Annotated in this window: 14 protein-coding genes; 7 read left to right on the top strand and 7 right to left on the bottom strand. The window is 69.3% G+C overall.

Annotated elements, in window-relative coordinates; all coding sequences use genetic code 11:
* Positions 1 to 84 precede the first annotated feature (84 nt).
* Entirely contained in the window at positions 85 to 1,449 is a 1,365-nt protein-coding gene (locus ASE44_RS15605) for an MFS transporter (RefSeq protein ID WP_235522663.1), read from the bottom strand.
* A gap of 153 nt (positions 1,450 to 1,602) precedes the next feature.
* Here ASE44_RS15605 and ASE44_RS15600 point away from each other — a divergent pair, with 153 nt between their 5' ends.
* On the top strand, positions 1,603 to 2,448 hold the full coding sequence (locus ASE44_RS15600; protein ID WP_056012604.1) for a LysR substrate-binding domain-containing protein: 846 nt from the start codon (positions 1,603 to 1,605) through the stop codon (positions 2,446 to 2,448).
* A 12-nt stretch (positions 2,449 to 2,460) separates the two neighbouring features.
* Here ASE44_RS15600 and ASE44_RS15595 read toward each other — a convergent pair whose 3' ends face one another.
* Both ASE44_RS15595 and ASE44_RS15590 read right to left on the bottom strand, forming a co-directional pair.
* A complete protein-coding gene (locus ASE44_RS15595) occupies positions 2,461 to 2,760 on the bottom strand; it encodes a hypothetical protein (RefSeq protein ID WP_056781729.1) in 300 nt (99 codons plus the stop codon).
* Positions 2,761 to 2,820: 60 nt separating this feature from the next.
* Positions 2,821 to 4,260 carry a GuaB1 family IMP dehydrogenase-related protein gene (locus ASE44_RS15590; protein WP_056012609.1) on the bottom strand — a complete coding sequence of 480 codons (1,440 nt, stop codon included), beginning with the start codon at positions 4,258 to 4,260 and terminating at the stop codon, positions 2,821 to 2,823.
* A gap of 134 nt (positions 4,261 to 4,394) precedes the next feature.
* Here ASE44_RS15590 and ASE44_RS15585 point away from each other — a divergent pair, with 134 nt between their 5' ends.
* Both ASE44_RS15585 and ASE44_RS15580 read left to right on the top strand, forming a co-directional pair.
* On the top strand, positions 4,395 to 8,162 hold the full coding sequence (locus tag ASE44_RS15585) for a multifunctional oxoglutarate decarboxylase/oxoglutarate dehydrogenase thiamine pyrophosphate-binding subunit/dihydrolipoyllysine-residue succinyltransferase subunit (RefSeq protein WP_200921127.1): 3,768 nt from the start codon (positions 4,395 to 4,397) through the stop codon (positions 8,160 to 8,162).
* A gap of 109 nt (positions 8,163 to 8,271) precedes the next feature.
* On the top strand, positions 8,272 to 9,975 hold the full coding sequence (locus ASE44_RS15580) for a sodium:proton antiporter (RefSeq protein WP_056012615.1): 1,704 nt from the start codon (positions 8,272 to 8,274) through the stop codon (positions 9,973 to 9,975).
* Positions 9,976 to 9,991: 16 nt separating this feature from the next.
* Here ASE44_RS15580 and ASE44_RS15575 read toward each other — a convergent pair whose 3' ends face one another.
* The gene (locus tag ASE44_RS15575) at positions 9,992 to 10,243 is read right to left on the bottom strand and encodes a zf-HC2 domain-containing protein (protein WP_056012616.1); all 252 of its coding nucleotides are present in this window, start codon (positions 10,241 to 10,243) and stop codon (positions 9,992 to 9,994) included.
* Complete coding sequence (locus ASE44_RS15570; RefSeq protein ID WP_082456145.1) at positions 10,240 to 10,929, bottom strand: sigma-70 family RNA polymerase sigma factor; 690 nt, start codon at positions 10,927 to 10,929, stop codon at positions 10,240 to 10,242. The genes ASE44_RS15575 and ASE44_RS15570 overlap by 4 nt, the downstream gene beginning before the upstream one ends.
* 43 nt (positions 10,930 to 10,972) lie before the next feature.
* On the opposite strand from ASE44_RS15570, the gene aroA reads away from it, so the two are divergent.
* From aroA to bcp, 3 genes are read left to right on the top strand one after another with little or no spacing between them, the layout of a single operon-like run.
* Positions 10,973 to 12,322, top strand: coding sequence for a 3-phosphoshikimate 1-carboxyvinyltransferase (gene aroA / locus ASE44_RS15565; RefSeq protein WP_056781725.1), 1,350 nt, complete (start codon positions 10,973 to 10,975; stop codon positions 12,320 to 12,322).
* A 4-nt stretch (positions 12,323 to 12,326) separates the two neighbouring features.
* Positions 12,327 to 13,394, top strand: a complete 1,068-nt coding sequence (gene rsgA / locus ASE44_RS15560) for a ribosome small subunit-dependent GTPase A (RefSeq protein WP_056781723.1) — start codon at positions 12,327 to 12,329, stop codon at positions 13,392 to 13,394.
* Between the two features lie 14 nt (positions 13,395 to 13,408).
* Positions 13,409 to 13,888 (top strand): thioredoxin-dependent thiol peroxidase, encoded by a 480-nt coding sequence (gene bcp, locus ASE44_RS15555; protein ID WP_056013423.1) that lies wholly within the window; start codon positions 13,409 to 13,411, stop codon positions 13,886 to 13,888.
* 24 nt (positions 13,889 to 13,912) lie between these two features.
* Here bcp and ASE44_RS15550 read toward each other — a convergent pair whose 3' ends face one another.
* Positions 13,913 to 14,338 carry a hypothetical protein gene (locus ASE44_RS15550; protein WP_157580023.1) on the bottom strand — a complete coding sequence of 142 codons (426 nt, stop codon included), beginning with the start codon at positions 14,336 to 14,338 and terminating at the stop codon, positions 13,913 to 13,915.
* 193 nt (positions 14,339 to 14,531) lie between these two features.
* Here ASE44_RS15550 and ASE44_RS15545 point away from each other — a divergent pair, with 193 nt between their 5' ends.
* Complete coding sequence (locus tag ASE44_RS15545) at positions 14,532 to 14,780, top strand: WhiB family transcriptional regulator (protein ID WP_056012627.1); 249 nt, start codon at positions 14,532 to 14,534, stop codon at positions 14,778 to 14,780.
* A 91-nt stretch (positions 14,781 to 14,871) separates the two neighbouring features.
* On the opposite strand, the gene ASE44_RS15540 is transcribed toward ASE44_RS15545, so the two are convergent.
* Positions 14,872 to 16,371 (bottom strand): sensor histidine kinase, encoded by a 1,500-nt coding sequence (locus tag ASE44_RS15540; protein ID WP_056012629.1) that lies wholly within the window; start codon positions 16,369 to 16,371, stop codon positions 14,872 to 14,874.
* Positions 16,372 to 16,458 lie beyond the last annotated feature (87 nt).

The raw sequence follows: 16,458 nt of genomic DNA, 5'->3' as shown, positions 1-16,458 counted from the left end.
GGCGCAGTGGGTCGGATCAGGTCGAAGCGGGGATGGTGGCCGGGGGATCTGTCTGAAGGAGGGTCGTCCATTGTGCGGACGAGTCTATCGGACTTCCGTCGCCGTGGACCCCGGATTCCCGGGGTTCTTCTCAGCTTCGTCGGTGCCGACGCGACGCCCCGCGGCGCGTGTCCGGCGGCGGCGCAGGAGGAGGAACCGCAGACCGATGAGCCCCGCCGCGAGCGCCGGCACCCCACCGGAGACGATCATGCCGACGTGCGCTCCGGCGACCTCCACGATCCACCCCATGAGCGGACCGCCGATCGACTGCCCGCCGAGCAGCACGAGGATGTAGAGCGACATGACCCGTCCGCGGATCGCCACGTTCGACGACAGCTGGACGAGTGAGTTCGCGGCGGTGATGAAGAGGAGGTTCGCGACGCCGCCGGCGACGAGCAGGAGCGCGAACGGGATGAGCACGGGCATGGCCCCTGCGGCTGCCTGCAGGACGCCGACCGACGCCGCCGCCACGATCACGATGCGGAGGTTCACCCCGCCGCGCCGTGTCGAGGCGAGGGCGCCGGTGAGCGCGCCGACCGCCACGAGGGAGTTGAGGAATCCGTAGCCGCTCGCACCGATGTCGAAGACGTCCGAGGCGTAGGCCGCCAGGAGGACGGGCAGGTTGAAGGCGAACACCGACATGAAGGCGACCATGATGACGGTCCACCGGATCGCCGGCTTCCGCATCGCGTAACCGAGCCCCTCCTTGAGCTGCCCCTTCGCCTTGGCGAGCACGGGTGTCGGGACCAACTCGGAGACCCGCATGAGGGCGAGGGTGAGGACGACGCCCGAGCAGGCGAGCGCGTTGATCGCGAACGACCATCCGGACCCGACGGCGGTGATGAGGATGCCGCCGACCGCCGGTCCGACGAGCTGCCCCAGTTGGAACACGGCGGAGTTGAGGCTGATCGCGTTGCGCAGCCTGGCGGGTCCCACGAGCTCGTTGACGAACACCTGACGAGCCGGGTTGTCGACGACGGTGACGAGCCCCAGCATGAAGGCGATGACGTAGATGTGCCACACCTCGACGGCGCCGCTCAGCGTCAGGATCGACAGCGCCACGGCGAGTGCGGCGGCGAGCGACTGCGTGATCATGAGCAGCACGCGCTTGGAGTAGCGGTCGGCGATGACGCCGCCGAGCAGTCCGAAGAGGAGCATCGGCGCGAACTGCATGGCGACGGTGATCCCGACGGCCGCGACGCTGCCGGAGAGTTCGAGGACGAGCCAGTCCTGTGCGATGCGCTGCATGCCGATCGCGGTCGTCGCCACGATGTGCCCGATCGTGAAGAGCCTGAAGTTCGGGACGCGGAGCGAGGAGAAGGTGTCCCGCCAGGCGGGACGCTCCCCCACGATCGGCATGGGTGCGGTGGGTGGTGGTGGAGCGACGGCGGTGTCGGAGGGAGGGGTCACGGAGAGAGCCAGCGTTTCGTATGTCGAGTGCGTGTCGTATGGGTGGAGCCCGGCCGGGGCCGGAGGCTCCCCTCCACGCTATTGCCGAGCCCACCATTTCCGAGCAGGATGGTCCCTATCAGTCCTATTCGATTCCCGAATGATCGGTGACCCATGTTCGACCCGGCGCTCCTCCGCACCTTCCTGGCCGTCGCCGAGACGCGGAACTTCACCAGGGCGGCCGCGCAGCTCGGGTTGAGCCAGCCGACGGTCAGCCAGCAGATCCGCCGCCTCGAGGAGGCCGCGGGGCGCTGGCTCGTGGTCCGCGACACGAGGGCCGTCCGTCTGACCGACAACGGCGATGCGATGGCCGGGTTCGCGCGGACCATCCTGGCCGCCCACGCCGCGGCCGAGAGCTACTTCACCGGTTCCGCGATGAGCGGTCGCCTCCGCTTCGGGGCGGCCGACGATCTGGCGATGACCCAGCTCCCCCGGATCCTGCGTCACTTCCGGCAGGGCCACCCGCAGCTCAACCTCGAACTGACCGTCAACCAGAGCGGGCCGCTCTACCGCCGGTTGAAGGCGGGCGCGCTCGACCTCATCTTCATCAAGATGCACCCCGGTCAGAACGAGGGGAAGCTCGTCCGGACCGACTCGATGGTCTGGGTCGGCCTCGAGAAGACGGCCATCGAGCCCGGCCAGCCGATCCCCCTCATCGCCTACCAGGACCCGAGCCTGTCGCGGCAGCTCGCGATCGACGCGCTCGAAGCGGCCGGGCGCACCTGGCGCATCACCTGCAGCACCCGCGAGGTCAACGGGGTGCTCGCCGCCGTCCGCGCCGGCCTCGGCGTCGCGGTCTTCCCCCGCAGCCTCATCCCGAGCGACCTCGTGATGCTGAGCAACCGACTCGAGCTGCCGCCCCTCGGGGGCGTCGACTTCACGCTGCTCGCCAACCCCCTGGCCGCCTCGGGCCCGGTCGAGGCGCTCTCCTCGGCGATCATGGACCGCTCCCTCGCCTGACGAGGATCTCCGTCACACGGTGACGGGTGCGGACTCCTCGGTGAACGGCGCCGGGATCAGGTACGTCTCGCGGACCTCGGCGGACTCGTGCGGGCCGCTGCCGTCCGGGGCGACGAAGGGCTCGTCGAACTCGACGATCCACGTCGTCAACCGGTCGGTCCACACCGAGATGAAGGCCGCCGCGCGCTGTCGGCCCGGCGCGACGATGACGCCGGACACGCGTGCCCCGGTCGACGGGTCCGTCTCCGGGTCGACGAGCACCAACACCTGCATGCCGACACCGAACCCGTGCTCGTGCTTGTCCACCACCATGCGTCCATCATCCCATCGCGTCCGTGGCCGTCGCACCTGGTCGTGCGCCCGCCCCGTGGCTCACCAGGAGACCGGCAGCGCCTTGCCCTCTTCGTACCCGGCCGCCGACTGCACGCCGACGATCGCGCGCTCGTGGAAGCCGGGGACCGTGTCGGCACCCGCGTACGTGAACGAGGAGCGGACGCCCGCGGTGATCATGTCGAGGAGGTCCTCCACGGACGGCCGCAGCGGGTCGATCGTGATGCGCGAGGAGGAGATGCCCTCGGCGAAGAGGGTCTTGCGGGCCAGCTCGAACGGGTCGAGCCGGCCGAAGCGCTCGTGCACGGCCTTCGTCGACGCCATCCCCCAGCTCTCCTTGTAGATCGATCCGTCGGCGGCGCGCTGGAGTTCGCCCGGGGCCTCGATCGTGCCGGCGAACCAGGACCCGATCATCACGGAACTCGCACCGGCGGCGAGCGCGAGCGCGACGTCGCGCGGGTAGCGGACACCGCCGTCGGCCCAGACCGTGGCGCCGAGCGCGCGTGCTGCGGCGGCCGTCTCGAGGACGGCGGAGAACTGCGGACGCCCGACGGCGGTCATCATGCGCGTCGTACACATCGCGCCGGGGCCGACGCCGACCTTGAGGATGTCGGCACCGGCGTCGACGAGGTCCTGCACGGCGAGGGACGAGACGACGTTGCCCGCGACGATCGGGAGGCCGAGGTCGAGCGCCCGGACGGCGGCGATGGCCCGGAGCATGCCCTCCTGGTGGCCGTGCGCGGTGTCGATGACGAGGACGTCGACGCCGGCTGCGGCGAGCGCCTTCGCCTTCGCCGCGACGTCGCCGTTGATGCCGACGGCCGCGGCGACCCGGAGACGGCCGGACGCGTCGAGCGCCGGGGTGTAGATGGTCGACCGGAGCGCGCTGGTGCGGCTCAACGTGCCGACGACCGCGCCGTGGTGCAGCACCGGCGCGAACTCGACGTCCGCCGCCACCATGAGGTCGAAGGCGGCTCGGCCGCCGGTGACGTCGTCGGCGTCGATCGAGGCCAGCGGACCCCGTGCCAGGTCGCCGAGCCGCGCGTCGGGCAGCGCCGTGGCGAGTCGGGCGGCCGGGATGCAGCCGGCGAACGCGTCGTGCTCGTCGTGGAGCACGATGCCGTGGCCGGCGACCGCGGGGATGAGCCGCAGGGCCTCGGCGGCCGTCTGGTCGTCGCGCATGATCAGTGGGGTGTCGAACGCGACGGGCTGTGCCTTGACCCAGCGGATCGCCGCATCGAGGTCTTGGAGCGGCATGTCCTGGGGCAGGACGCCGAGCCCGCCGCGGCGGGCGAGTGCCGCCGCCAGACGCGGGCCGGTGACGGAGTTCATGTTGGCCGAGACGATGGGGATCGTGGCGCCGGTGCCGTCGTCCGGAGCCAGGTCGACGTCGAGCCGGCTCGTGATCCCCGAGCGGCTGGGGACGAGGAAGACGTCCGAGTAGGTCAGGTCGTGGCTGGGAATCTCACCGATGAACCGCATGAGAACACCGTATCCCGAGCGGCGTCCGAGCCGCGCCGACGGCGGAATGGGTTTAGGCTTGATGACTGGATCGTGCGGGCATGTTCCCTGCCCGCAAACAGCAAGAATTCAACGGAGAGAGTGGGCGATCGACGGTGTCGAGCCAGATGACCGGAGTGGGCGCCGATGACGGCGCAACGAACGAATTCGGAGCCAATGAGTGGCTCGTCGACGAGATGTACGAGCAGTACCTCGTCGACAAGGATTCCGTGGACCGCTCCTGGTGGCCGATCCTCGAGCACTACCGACCGGTGAACGGTGCCGCCCAGGGAACGACGGGTGAGCAGGCCGGTGCCGGCGCGGCTGCCGGAGGTGCGAGCGCGACCGCTCCGACAGCCTCCTCCGAGGACGCCGCCAACCGCGTCAACCCGCCGACGGCTCCGATCCAGGTCATCGGCGCACAGCCGGTGGCCCGCACCACCTCGGTGCAGGCGAAGCCGGCCCCGATCCCGGCCGACGCCCCCATGACGAGCCCGAACCAGGTCCAGCAGCCGAAGAGCGACCAGACCGAGCCCGCTCCCGAGGACGTCGACAAGGTCACGGTCCTGAAGGGCATGGCCAAGTCGCTCGCCACGAACATGGACGCGAGCCTCACGGTCCCGACCGCGACGAGCGTGCGCACCATCCCCGCGAAGCTGATGATCGACAACCGCATCGTCATCAACAACCACCTGAAGCGCGCCAGAGGCGGCAAGGTCAGCTTCACCCACCTCATCGGGTGGGCGCTCATCCAGGCGTTGAAGGACTTCCCGAGCCAGAACGTCTACTACGAGGAGGCCGACGGCAAGCCGACGGTCGTCGCGCCCGCGCACATCAACCTCGGCATCGCCATCGACCTGCCGAAGCCCGACGGCTCGCGCGCCCTCATGGTGCCGGGCATCAAGCGTGCCGACACCCTCACGTTCAACGAATACCTGTCCGCCTACGAGGACCTCGTCACCCGCGCCCGCAAGGGCAAGCTGACCGGGGCCGACTTCCAGGGCGTCACGATCTCGCTCACGAACCCGGGCGGCATCGGGACGGTCCACTCGGTCCCCCGCCTCATGAAGGGCCAGGGCTGCATCATCGGCGCCGGCGCGCTCGAGTACCCGGCCGAGTTCCAGGGCGCCTCCGAGCGCACGCTCAACGAGCTCGCGATCGGCAAGACGATCACCCTCACGAGCACCTACGACCACCGCGTCATCCAGGGTGCCGGCTCGGGTGAGTTCCTCAAGGTCGTGCACGAGCTGCTCATCGGCAGCCGCAGCTTCTACCAGGACATCTTCGCGGCCCTCCGCATCCCGTACGACCCGATCCACTGGTCGCCCGACATCAGCGTCGACCTCGCCGACGCCGTCGACAAGACCGCGCGCGTCCAGGAGCTCATCAACGCGTTCCGCGTCCGCGGCCACCTCATGGCCGACATCGACCCGCTCGAGTACGTGCAGCGCTCCCACCCCGACCTCGAGATCGAGACCCACGGACTCACGTTCTGGGACCTCGACCGCGAGTTCGTCACGGGCGCCTTCGGCTCGGCCCGCACGGCCAAGCTGCGCGACATCCTCGGCGTCCTGCGCGACTCCTACTGCCGCACCACGGGCATCGAGTACATGCACATCCAGGACCCCGCGCAGCGCAAGTGGATCCAGAGCAAGGTCGAGCGCAAGTACGAGAAGCCCACGCACGACGAGCAGATGCGCATCCTCGGCAAGCTCAACGAGGCCGAGGCCTTCGAGACCTTCCTGCAGACGAAGTACGTCGGCCAGAAGCGCTTCAGCCTCGAGGGCGGCGAGTCGACCATCGCCCTCCTCGACACCATCCTCCAGGGTGCCTCCCAGGCCCAGCTCGACGAGGTCGCCATCGGCATGGCCCACCGCGGCCGCCTCAACGTCCTCACGAACATCGCCGGCAAGACGTACGGCCAGATCTTCCGCGAGTTCGAGGGCACGCAGGACCCGGCGAGCCACGGTTCCGGCGACGTGAAGTACCACCTCGGCACCGAGGGCACGTTCAAGGCCGAGGACGGCCGCGAGATCCCGGTCTACCTGGCCGCGAACCCCTCGCACCTCGAAGCCGTGAACGGCGTGCTCGAGGGCATCGTCCGCGCGAAGCAGGACCGCGGGCCGATCGGCGCGTTCGGCACCCTTCCGATCCTCATCCACGGCGACGCGGCGATGGCCGGTCAGGGCGTCGTCCTCGAGACGATGCAGCTGTCCCAGCTCCGCGGCTACCGCACGGGTGGCACGGTCCACGTCGTCATCAACAACCAGGTCGGCTTCACGACGCCTCCCGGCGAGGGCCGTTCCTCGATCTACAACACCGACGTCGCGAAGACCATCCAGGCACCGATCTTCCACGTGAACGGCGACGACCCCGAGGCCGTCGTCCGGGTCGCGGAGCTCGCCTTCGAGTACCGCCAGGAGTTCAAGCGCGACGTCGTCATCGACCTCGTGTGCTACCGCCGACGCGGCCACAACGAGGGCGACGACCCGTCGATGACGCAGCCGCTCATGTACAGCCTCATCGAGGCGAAGCGCTCGGTCCGGAAGCTGTACACCGAGGCGCTCGTCGGTCGTGGCGACATCACCGAGGAGGAGTACGAGGCCGCTCACCGCGACTTCCAGGACCGCCTCGAGCGCGCCTTCATGGAGACGCATGCCGAGCAGACCTCGCCGACGCCGGTCCCGACGGAGGTCCTCGACGAGGACGGCTACTCCGGCGAGCTCGAGACGACCGGGGTCTCGGAGGGCGTCGTCCAGCTGATCGGCGACGCGTTCAACAACAAGCCGGCCGGCTTCACGGTGCACCCGAAGGTGCAGCAGCTGCTCGAGAAGCGCCTCGACATGAGCCGCAACGGCAACATCGACTGGGGCTTCGGCGAGCTGCTGGCCCTCGGGTCCGTCCTCATCGAGGGCACCCCGGTGCGCATGTCCGGTCAGGACTCCCGACGCGGCACCTTCGTGCAGCGTCACGCGGTCCTCCACGACCGGGTCAACGGCCAGGAGTGGCTGCCGCTCGCGAACCTCAGCGACAACCAGGCACGGTTCTGGATCTACGACTCGCTCCTCAGCGAGTACGCGGTCATGGGCTTCGAGTACGGCTACTCGGTCGAGCGGGCCGACGCCCTCGTGCTGTGGGAGGCGCAGTTCGGTGACTTCACCAACGGCGCGCAGACCATCATCGACGAGTTCATCTCCTCCGCGGAGCAGAAGTGGTCGCAGCGGTCGAGTGTCACGCTCCTCCTCCCCCACGGCTACGAGGGACAGGGGCCCGACCACTCGTCCGCACGGATCGAGCGGTTCCTCCAGCTCTGCGCCGAGGACAACATGACCGTCGCTCGCCCGTCGACCCCGGCGTCGTACTTCCACCTGCTCCGCCGTCAGGCGTACGCACGCCCGCGCCGCCCGCTCGTCGTCTTCACCCCGAAGGCGATGCTGCGACTGCGCGGTGCGACCAGTCCGGTGGCGGACTTCACCTCGGGTCGCTTCGAGCCGGTGATCGACGACGCCAGGATCACCGACAAGGCGGCGGTCAAGCGGGTGCTGCTGCACTCCGGCAAGATCCACTACGACCTGCTGAGCGAACTGCAGAAGCAGCCGAACGAGGAGATCGCCCTCGTCCGCGTCGAGCAGTTCTACCCGGTCCCCGCGGCGGAGCTGAACGCGGTCGTCGCCCAGTACCCGGACGCCGAGATCGTCTGGGTGCAGGACGAACCCGAGAACCAGGGTGCGTGGCCGTTCATCTGTCTCGAGGCCGCCAAGCACCTCGAGGGCCGGACGGTCCGCAACGTGTCGCGGACCGCGTCCGCGTCGCCCGCGACCGGTTCCGCGAAGCGTCACGCCGCTGAGCAGGCCGAGCTGCTGCGCACCGCGCTCGCGCTCTGACGCGACAGCTGACGACGAAGGCCGCCCGTTTCGACGGGCGGCCTTCGTCGTCAGCGGGACGACAGCGATCCGTGGGCGGTCGGTGAGCGTGCGCCAATAGGCTGACGCCATGGACTTCGCATTCCTCGCCGTCGTCGCGGTGGTGACCATCGTCGCGGTGGCCCGCTTCGCGACCAAACTGCGCGTGGCAGCCCCACTCATCCTCGTCCTCGTCGGATTGGCGCTCAGCTACCTGCCGTTCGTGCCGGACGTCGAGGTCAAGCCGGAGTGGATCCTCGCCGGCGTGCTGCCCCCGCTGCTCTATTCGGCGGCGGTCAACGTCCCGCTCGTGGACTTCCGTCGCAACCTGAAGGCGATCTCGGGGCTGTCGGTCGTCCTCGTCGTCGTCTCGTCCGTGCTGATCGGCCTCATCCTGTCGACGATCCTGCCCGACCTCAGCCTGGCCGCCGGCATCGCCCTCGGCGCGGTCGTCAGTCCGACGGACGCCGTCGCCGCGACCTCGATCGGCAAGCGGCTCGGCATGCCGCCGCGCCTCGTCAGCGTGCTCGAGGGCGAGAGCCTCGTGAACGACGCGTCCGCGCTCGTGCTGCTCCGCTCCGCGATCGCGGCGACCGCCGGATCCGTCTCGCTCTGGGGCGTGATCGGCGACTTCGCCTACGCCGTCGCATTGGCCATCGCCATCGGGATCGTCGTGGGGTTCGTGACCGTCCGCATCCGCTCGCGGCTCGGGGATCCCGTGCTGACGACGGTCGTCTCGTTCGCGGTGCCGTTCATCGCCTACCTCCCGGCCGAGCACTTCCACGCCTCCGGGGTCCTCTCCGTCGTGGTCGCAGGGCTCTACACCGGTCACCAGAGCGCGAAGTACTTCACCGCGCAGGACCGCATCAGCGAGCGGATCAACTGGCGGACCACCCAGTTCCTCCTCGAGAACGGCGTGTTCCTGCTCATGGGACTCGAACTCGAGGCCATCGTCTCGCAGGTCGAACAGGACGATCTCGGCATCTGGCCCTCGATCGGCCTCGGACTCCTGACCGCCTGCACACTCATCGTCGTGCGGATCGTCTTCGTCGGCGGCCTCGTCTGGTCGTTGCGCCGGGACGAACGCGAAGCCCTGTCGCGGCGGCCGAAGCTCGACGAGTTCTCGGCGCGGCTCGAGGACCACCCCTCGGAGAACCCCCGGTCGGCCAGACGGAAGGCCGCCTTCACGCGGTCGATCGCCCGCCGGACCGCCGACCTCGACTTCCTCCAACGCGAAGGCCTCGGCTGGCGGGGTGGAGCGGTCCTCGCCTGGGCAGGGATGCGCGGCGTCGTCACGATCGCGGCCGCGCAGTCTCTGCCGCTCGAGACCCCGTACCGCGCCGAGTTGGTGCTCATCGCCTTCACCGTCGCGATCGTCACCCTGCTCCTGCAGGGCGGCTCGCTGCCGCTCGTCATCCGACTGAGCCGCGTGGGCGGCACGGACCAGGAAGCGGCGACGGCGGAGCTGGCCGGCCTCGTCGAGGAGATCTCGACGGTCGGCGTCGCCGCCCTCGACGACCCGCAGCTCCGGACCGACGATGGCGAGCCGTTCGACCCCGCCGTCGTCGACCGGGTGCGCACGACCAGTCTCATCCGTGTGGAGTCGGCCGCGGAGCGGACGGACGCCGGCGTCGGGCCGCACGAGCAGTACCGCCAGCTCAGGCGACGGGTGCTCGACGCCGAACGCGACGCCCTCCTGGACGCGCGCGCGACCGGGAGTTACCCCTCAGAGGTGCTCGCGAGGGCACAACGCATGCTCGATGTCGAGGAGTCCCGCCTCGACGGCGCGGGGTGAACCGCAGCGACCGTGGTCAGGCGCTCTCGTGCGCGGCCTGGGTGGCCCGCAGGGAGGCCAGCACCTGGTTCTTGAGGTCCTCGGGGGCCGTCTCCTTGCAGGCGCGCTGCACGGCCTCCGTCAGCGTCTGGGCAACCAGCGCCTCGTTCTGACACTCGGGACAGCTCGCGAGATGCTCACGGATGTCCGCGGCCTCGGTCTTGCACACCTCGTGACGGAGGTACTCCTCGAGGTCCTTCTTGGCTTTGTCGCAGCCGCAGTCGCTCATTTCTTGCTCCCCTGCTTCGTCACGCTGAAGCCGCGTGATTCGGCGTAGTCGGCCAACAGGTCGCGAAGGAGTCGTCGGCCACGGTGCAGACGACTCATCACGGTCCCGATGGGGGTCTTCATGATGTCGGCGATCTCCTGGTAGGCGAACCCCTCCACGTCGGCGAGGTACACCGCGAGTCGGAAGTCCTCCGGGATGGCCTGCAGCGCGTCCTTGACGTCGCTGTCGGGCAGGTGATCGATCGCTTCGGCCTCGGCGGATCGGCTCGAGGTGGCGCTGATCGACTCGGCACCACCCAACTGCCAGTCCTCGAGGTCGTCGATGGTGCCCTGATACGGCTCGCGCTGCTTCTTCCGATACGTGTTGATGTACGTGTTCGTGAGGATGCGGTAGAGCCACGCCTTCAGGTTGGTGCCCTGTTCGAACTGCGCGAACGCGGCGAAGGCCTTGACGAACGTCTCCTGGACGAGGTCCTGAGCATCCGACGGGTTCTTCGTCATGCGCATGGCAGCGCCGTACAGCTGATCGATGAACGGCAGTGCCTGTGCTTCGAACAGTGATCGGGGGTCCGGCTCGGCCGGAAGGGCTTCTGGGTCGACGGAGGTCATCACCGGCCAGTCTACGGCCAGCGCCAGACGGCCGTGATCGGCCTCGACCACCGGTCGTTCCAATACCGCTGTGGACATCCGTTCCTCCTTCTACTCGTGACCCCGACTACTGTTGGAACCAATGTTGACCAATCCGTATTCCGCACCAGATTTCGACGTGTACGGCGATGCCGAACCCGAGCACGACGACGCAGCCTGGCCGGCACCCGTCGCGGGTGGCCCGGTCGACGCGTCCGTGTCGCTCCCGGGGTCCAAATCGCTCACGAACCGGGAGCTCGTCCTGGCCGCGCTGGCCGACGGCCCCTCGCTGCTGCGTGCTCCGCTCCACTCGATGGACAGCTCCAACATGGTCGAGGCGCTCCGAGCCCTCGGCACGACGATCGTCGAGCGCCCGGCGACGGGTGCGTTCGGCGCCGACTGGCTCGTCACCCCCGGTGAGCTGTTCGGGAGCACGACCGTCGAGTGCGGTCTCGCCGGCACCGTGATGCGGTTCGTCCCGCCCATCGCCGCACTCGCGCTGGGACCGACCGTGTTCGACGCCGACCCCTCGGCCAGGAACCGGCCGATGTCCACCATGATCACCTCCCTGCAGGCGCTCGGCGTCGACATCAGCGACGACGGACGGAAGGCGCTCCCCTTCACCGTGCACGGCACCGGATCGATCGCCGGCGGGAAGCTCACGATCGACGCCTCGTCGTCGAGCCAGTTCGTGTCGGGCCTGCTCCTCGCCGCTCCGCGCTTCGAACAGGGGCTCCACCTCGTCCACGAGGGTGAACGCCTGCCGAGCCTCCCCCACATCGAGATGACCATCGCCGCCCTCTCGGCACGCGGGGTCACCGTCGAGCAGCCCGCCGTCGGCGAATGGGTGGTGGCGCCGGGGACGATCGCCGGACGCGACGTCGACCTCGAGCCCGACCTCTCCAACGCCGCTCCGTTCCTCGCCGCGGCGCTCGTCACGGGCGGCAGCGTGACCCTGCGCGGCTGGCCGGCGTCCACCACGCAGGTCGGCGCCGACCTGGCCGAGTTGCTCCCCCGCTTCGGAGCGACCGTCACCCTCGTGGGCGACCGCCTGACCGTGACCGGTGGCGAGCGCATCACCGCGGTCGACCTCGACCTCACCACCGGCGGTGAGCTCGCACCGGCGCTGACCGCTCTCGCGGCACTGGCCGACGGTCCCTCCACCATCACGGGCATCGGGCACATCCGTCATCACGAGACCGACCGCCTCGCGGCCCTCGCGACCGAGATCAACAAGCTCGGTGGAGCCGTCACGGAACTGCCCGACGGCCTCCGCATCGATCCTCGCCCGCTTCACGGCGGCGAGTGGTCGAGTTACCACGACCACCGCATGGCGACCACCGGTGCGATCCTCGGCCTCGTCGTGCCCGGCATCACGGTCGAGAACGTCGCCACCACCGCCAAGACGCTCCCGCAGTTCACCGAGCTGTGGCACGCGATGCTCGGAGCCTGAACCGATGAGCTGGTGGAGCGACGACGCCGATGACGACGACGACCGACTCGAGATCGACGAGTCGAGCATCAGGATGCGGCCGAACCCGAAGGCGAACCGCCCACGGACGAAGACCCGGCCGGAGCACCTCGACGCCCTGACCGCGCGCGTCCTCGCCGTCGACCGCGGGCGGTACACGGTCCTCCTCGACGAGGGCACGCCGGACGAGCGCGTGCTGACCTCCACCCGGGCCCGCGAACTCCGGAAGCAGGCCATCGTGACCGGCGACCGCGTGGACGTCGTCGGAGACACCTCGGGAGCCGAGGGCACCCTCTCCCGCATCGTCCGGATCGTGCCGCGGACCACGCTCCTCCGCCGGAGCGGTGACGACACCGACGCCATGGAGCGCGTGGTCGTCGCGAACGCCGACCAGATGCTCATCGTCGTCGCTGCGGCGAACCCCGAACCGCGGGCACGCCTCGTCGACCGCTACCTCGTCGCCGCCTACGACGCCGGGATCACCCCCATCCTCTGCATCACGAAGACCGATCTGCAGGACCCCGACGAGTTCCTCGCGAACTTCGCCGGGCTCGGGCTCCGCGTGTTCCGCAGCCGCGAGGACGACGTCCCGCTCGCGGAGATCACCGAGGCCCTCGTCGGCCACGACACGGTGTTCGTCGGCCACTCGGGTGTCGGCAAGTCGACCCTCGTCAACGCGCTCGTCCCGACGGCCGAACGCGCCACGGGTCATGTGAACGTCGTGACCGGTCGAGGGCGCCACACCTCCTCATCGACGGTGTCGTTGCGGATCGAGAGCCCCAGCGGTTCCGGATGGGTCATCGACACCCCCGGCGTCCGTTCGTTCGGCCTCGGGCACGTCGACACGGCGAACATCCTGAAGTCCTTCACCGATCTCGCCGAGATCGCGCTCGAATGCCCGCGCGGCTGCACCCACCTGCCGGACGCGCCGGACTGCGCGATCATCGAGGCCGTCGCCGAGGGGCGGCTCGGGGAGAACGGTCCGGCGCGCCTCGACTCCCTCCAGCGGCTGCTCGGCACCTTCGCGACGATCAAGGCCGACCAGTACTCCTGAGTAGGCTGGTGGACATGCCCGAACCCATCCGTCTGTCCGCCGGCGACCCGGCTCCCACGTTCACCCTCACCGACCAGGACGGCTCGGCCGTGTCGCTCGCCGACTTCGCCGGCCGACGGGTCATCCTCTACTTCTACCCAGCCGCCATGACGCCCGGCTGCACGACGCAGGCCTGCGACTTCCGCGACAACCTCGCGTCGCTCGCCGGTGCCGGGTACGTGGTCCTGGGTGTCTCGAAGGACTCCGTCGAGAAGCTCAAGGCCTTCCAGGAGGAGGACGGGCTCACGTTCCCGCTCCTCAGCGACCCCGAGCTGACCGTGCACCGGGCCTACGGCGCCTACGGCGAGAAGAACTCCTACGGACGCATCGTCACGGGCGTCCTCCGCTCGACGTTCGTGATCGACGAGGCCGGCGAGATCTCCCTGGCCCGGTACAACGTGAAGGCCACCGGACACGTGAAGAGCCTCCGGAAGGCACTCGGCCTCGACGCCTGACGGGCGACCGGTGGCCCGCCGCGCTCAGAGCTCGCGGCGGGTCACTGCGGCGACCGCGGGCGTGAACAGGAGCCCGAGGACGACGAGCGACGGCACCAGCAGGCACCATCCGATGGCGGGTTGCGCGAAGACCCCCTGGAACGCGCCGACCGCCACGGCGATCTGCACGAGCTGCCACGTGACCGCGCCACCGCGGATCCAGCTCCGACCGCGCACGGCCCCGAGCGCGAGTGCGGTGACGAACGCCGTCGCGATGAGCAGGATGACGAAGATCGCGAGCGCGCTCGTGAACGATGCCGGTGTCGCCGCGACCAGCTCGAACAGGAACCACGCCGAGAGCCCGATCATGAACAGCGCCTCGACCACGAGGAGGGCCACGAAGGCCAGCACGGCGGGGTGACGGCGTTCCTGAGGGTTCGGAGCGGAAGCGGTGTTGCGGTCGGTACTCACAGGGTTCACCCAAACTTGACTATTGATTTGCTCTTACCGATATGAAACCATGTTTGAGGCCGACATGAGGTCCACGAGGGTGTGGACAGATCCCGATTCCCGGACGATCATCCCCCTCGCATTTCGGCTTTCCCTTCCCGAGACCCCTCACTCGGTTGAAGACATCTCACCATGCAATAAAAGGAGCTCCCCTATGGATTGGCGCGATAAAGCTGCCTGCCTGACCGTCGACCCGGAATTGTTCTTCCCGGTCGGGAACACCGGTCCGGCGGTCGATCAGATCGACAAGGCGAAGGCCGTGTGCGCCACCTGCAGTGTCACCGAGCTCTGCCTCCAGTACGCGCTCGAGACCGGCCAGGACTCGGGTGTCTGGGGCGGCCTCAGCGAAGACGAGCGTCGCGCGCTCAAGCGCCGCGCAGCTCGCGCCCGCCGCGCCTCCTAGTCCTGCACGAGAACCCCGGTGCCGATCACGGCACCGGGGTTCTCGCATGTCTGGGCGGCGGCGGCCCCGTTCGGTCGCCTCCGGTTCGATCTCAGCTCTTGGCGACCCAGCGCATCGGGATCGCGATCGTGACCTCGGTCCCGCTGCCCATCAGCGTGTGCCAGTCGATGGTCCCGCCGAGCTCCCCCTGGATGAGCGTGCGGACGATCTGCGTTCCGAGCCCGGAGCCGACCTTGCCCTCGGGCAGGCCGACGCCGTTGTCGCGCACCTGGACGCTCAGCAACTCGTCGGTGCGGTCCGCGGTGATCTCCACGTCGCCGTCCCGCCCGTTGAGGCCGTGCTCGACCGCGTTGGTGACGAGCTCCGTGAGGGCCAGCGCGAGCGGGGTCGCGTACTCGCTCGGGAGCACCCCGAACGAGCCGGAGGACTTGGGCCGGACGGTGGTGTTGTGCGAGCTCGCGACCTCGGCGACGAGCAGCAGCACCCGCTCGAAGACCTCGTCGAAGTCGACGTTCTGGTTGAGCCCCTCGGAGAGCGTGTCGTGGACGACCGCGATGGCAGCCACACGCCGCATGGCCTGGGTGAGGGCGTCGTGCGCGTCCTCGGAGTGCGTCCGTCGCGCCTGGATGCGCAGGAGTGAGGCGACGGTCTGCAGGTTGTTCTTGACCCGGTGGTGGATCTCGCGGATGGTCGCGTCCTTGGTGATGAGCTCCTGCTCCTGGTGGCGCAGTTCGCTGACGTCGCGGCAGAGGACGATCGCGCCGACGCGCTCGCCCCGACTCCGCAACGGGATCGCCCGGAGGGACACCGTCACGCCCTTGTCCTCGATGTCGGTGCGCCACGGAGCGCGTCCGGTCACGACGAGCGGGAGGGACTCGTCGACGGTGACCGTCCCCGTGCCCGAGAGCAGGTGCGTGGTGACGTCCGCGAGCGACTCGCCCTCGAGTTCCTCGGCGAAGCCGATGCGGTTGAACGCGGAGAGTGCGTTCGGGCTGGCGAAGGTGACCGTCCCGTCGACGTCGAGTCGGATCAGTCCGTCGCTGGCGCGCGGAGCGCCCCGGCGGGGTCCGGTCGGCGCCCCGAGGTCGGGGAAGTCCCCGACCGCGATCATCTCGAACAGGTCGCTCGCGCAGTCGTTGAAGGTGAGTTCCTGACGGCTCGGGGTGCGCGCTTCGCCGAGGTTCGTGTGCCGGGTGATGACCGCGATCGGTCCGTCGGCGTTCGTCTTCTCGGTCGGTGAGATCCGACGTGCCACCGGGACCGCGCGCACGCGGGTCGGGGTCTCCTCATACCAATCGGGTGCGGACGACTCGATGATCCGTCCGCTCTCGAAACAATCCGTGACCTGCTTGCGCCATTCCTGCTTGATCGACTGACCCACGAAGTCGCGATAGAAGAGGGTGGCGGCACTGGACGGCCGGGAATGCGCGACGGCGATGAAACTCCCGGAATCCGTCGGCACCCAGATGACGATATCCGCGAATGCGAGGTCTGCGAGGAGTTGGCTGTCTGCGAGCAGCATATGCAGCCACTCGACGTCGGCCGCACTGGAGCGGCCCTGGGCGAGAACGAGATCACTGAGCGTCGACACGGTCCCAGTCTAGGCTCGGGCGGCGCGCGTCGAGTGCGGGCCGACTCCCGGGACGGAGCCCGCGCCGGGCTGCTCGGCAGACGACGA

Origin of the sequence: Plantibacter sp. Leaf1 (assembly GCF_001421315.1) — a bacterium.
Lineage (GTDB): Bacteria > Actinomycetota > Actinomycetes > Actinomycetales > Microbacteriaceae > Plantibacter.
Note: the sequence above shows the minus strand (reverse complement) of the source record. Positions and strands in the feature narration are given on the sequence as shown.

Bases quoted from the DNA above. Each gene is read 5' to 3' on its own strand.
- ASE44_RS15600 (WP_056012604.1), top strand. From the start codon at position 1,603: ATGTTCGACCCGGCGCTCCTCCGCACCTTCCTGGCCGTCGCCGAGACG.
- ASE44_RS15595 (WP_056781729.1), bottom strand. From the start codon at position 2,760: ATGGTGGTGGACAAGCACGAGCACGGGTTCGGTGTCGGCATGCAGGTG.
- ASE44_RS15590 (WP_056012609.1), bottom strand. From the start codon at position 4,260: ATGCGGTTCATCGGTGAGATTCCCAGCCACGACCTGACCTACTCGGAC.
- ASE44_RS15580 (WP_056012615.1), top strand. From the start codon at position 8,272: ATGGACTTCGCATTCCTCGCCGTCGTCGCGGTGGTGACCATCGTCGCG.
- ASE44_RS15575 (WP_056012616.1), bottom strand. From the start codon at position 10,243: ATGAGCGACTGCGGCTGCGACAAAGCCAAGAAGGACCTCGAGGAGTAC.
- ASE44_RS15570 (WP_082456145.1), bottom strand. From the start codon at position 10,929: ATGTCCACAGCGGTATTGGAACGACCGGTGGTCGAGGCCGATCACGGC.
- aroA (WP_056781725.1), top strand. From the start codon at position 10,973: ATGTTGACCAATCCGTATTCCGCACCAGATTTCGACGTGTACGGCGAT.
- rsgA (WP_056781723.1), top strand. From the start codon at position 12,327: ATGAGCTGGTGGAGCGACGACGCCGATGACGACGACGACCGACTCGAG.
- bcp (WP_056013423.1), top strand. From the start codon at position 13,409: ATGCCCGAACCCATCCGTCTGTCCGCCGGCGACCCGGCTCCCACGTTC.
- ASE44_RS15545 (WP_056012627.1), top strand. From the start codon at position 14,532: ATGGATTGGCGCGATAAAGCTGCCTGCCTGACCGTCGACCCGGAATTG.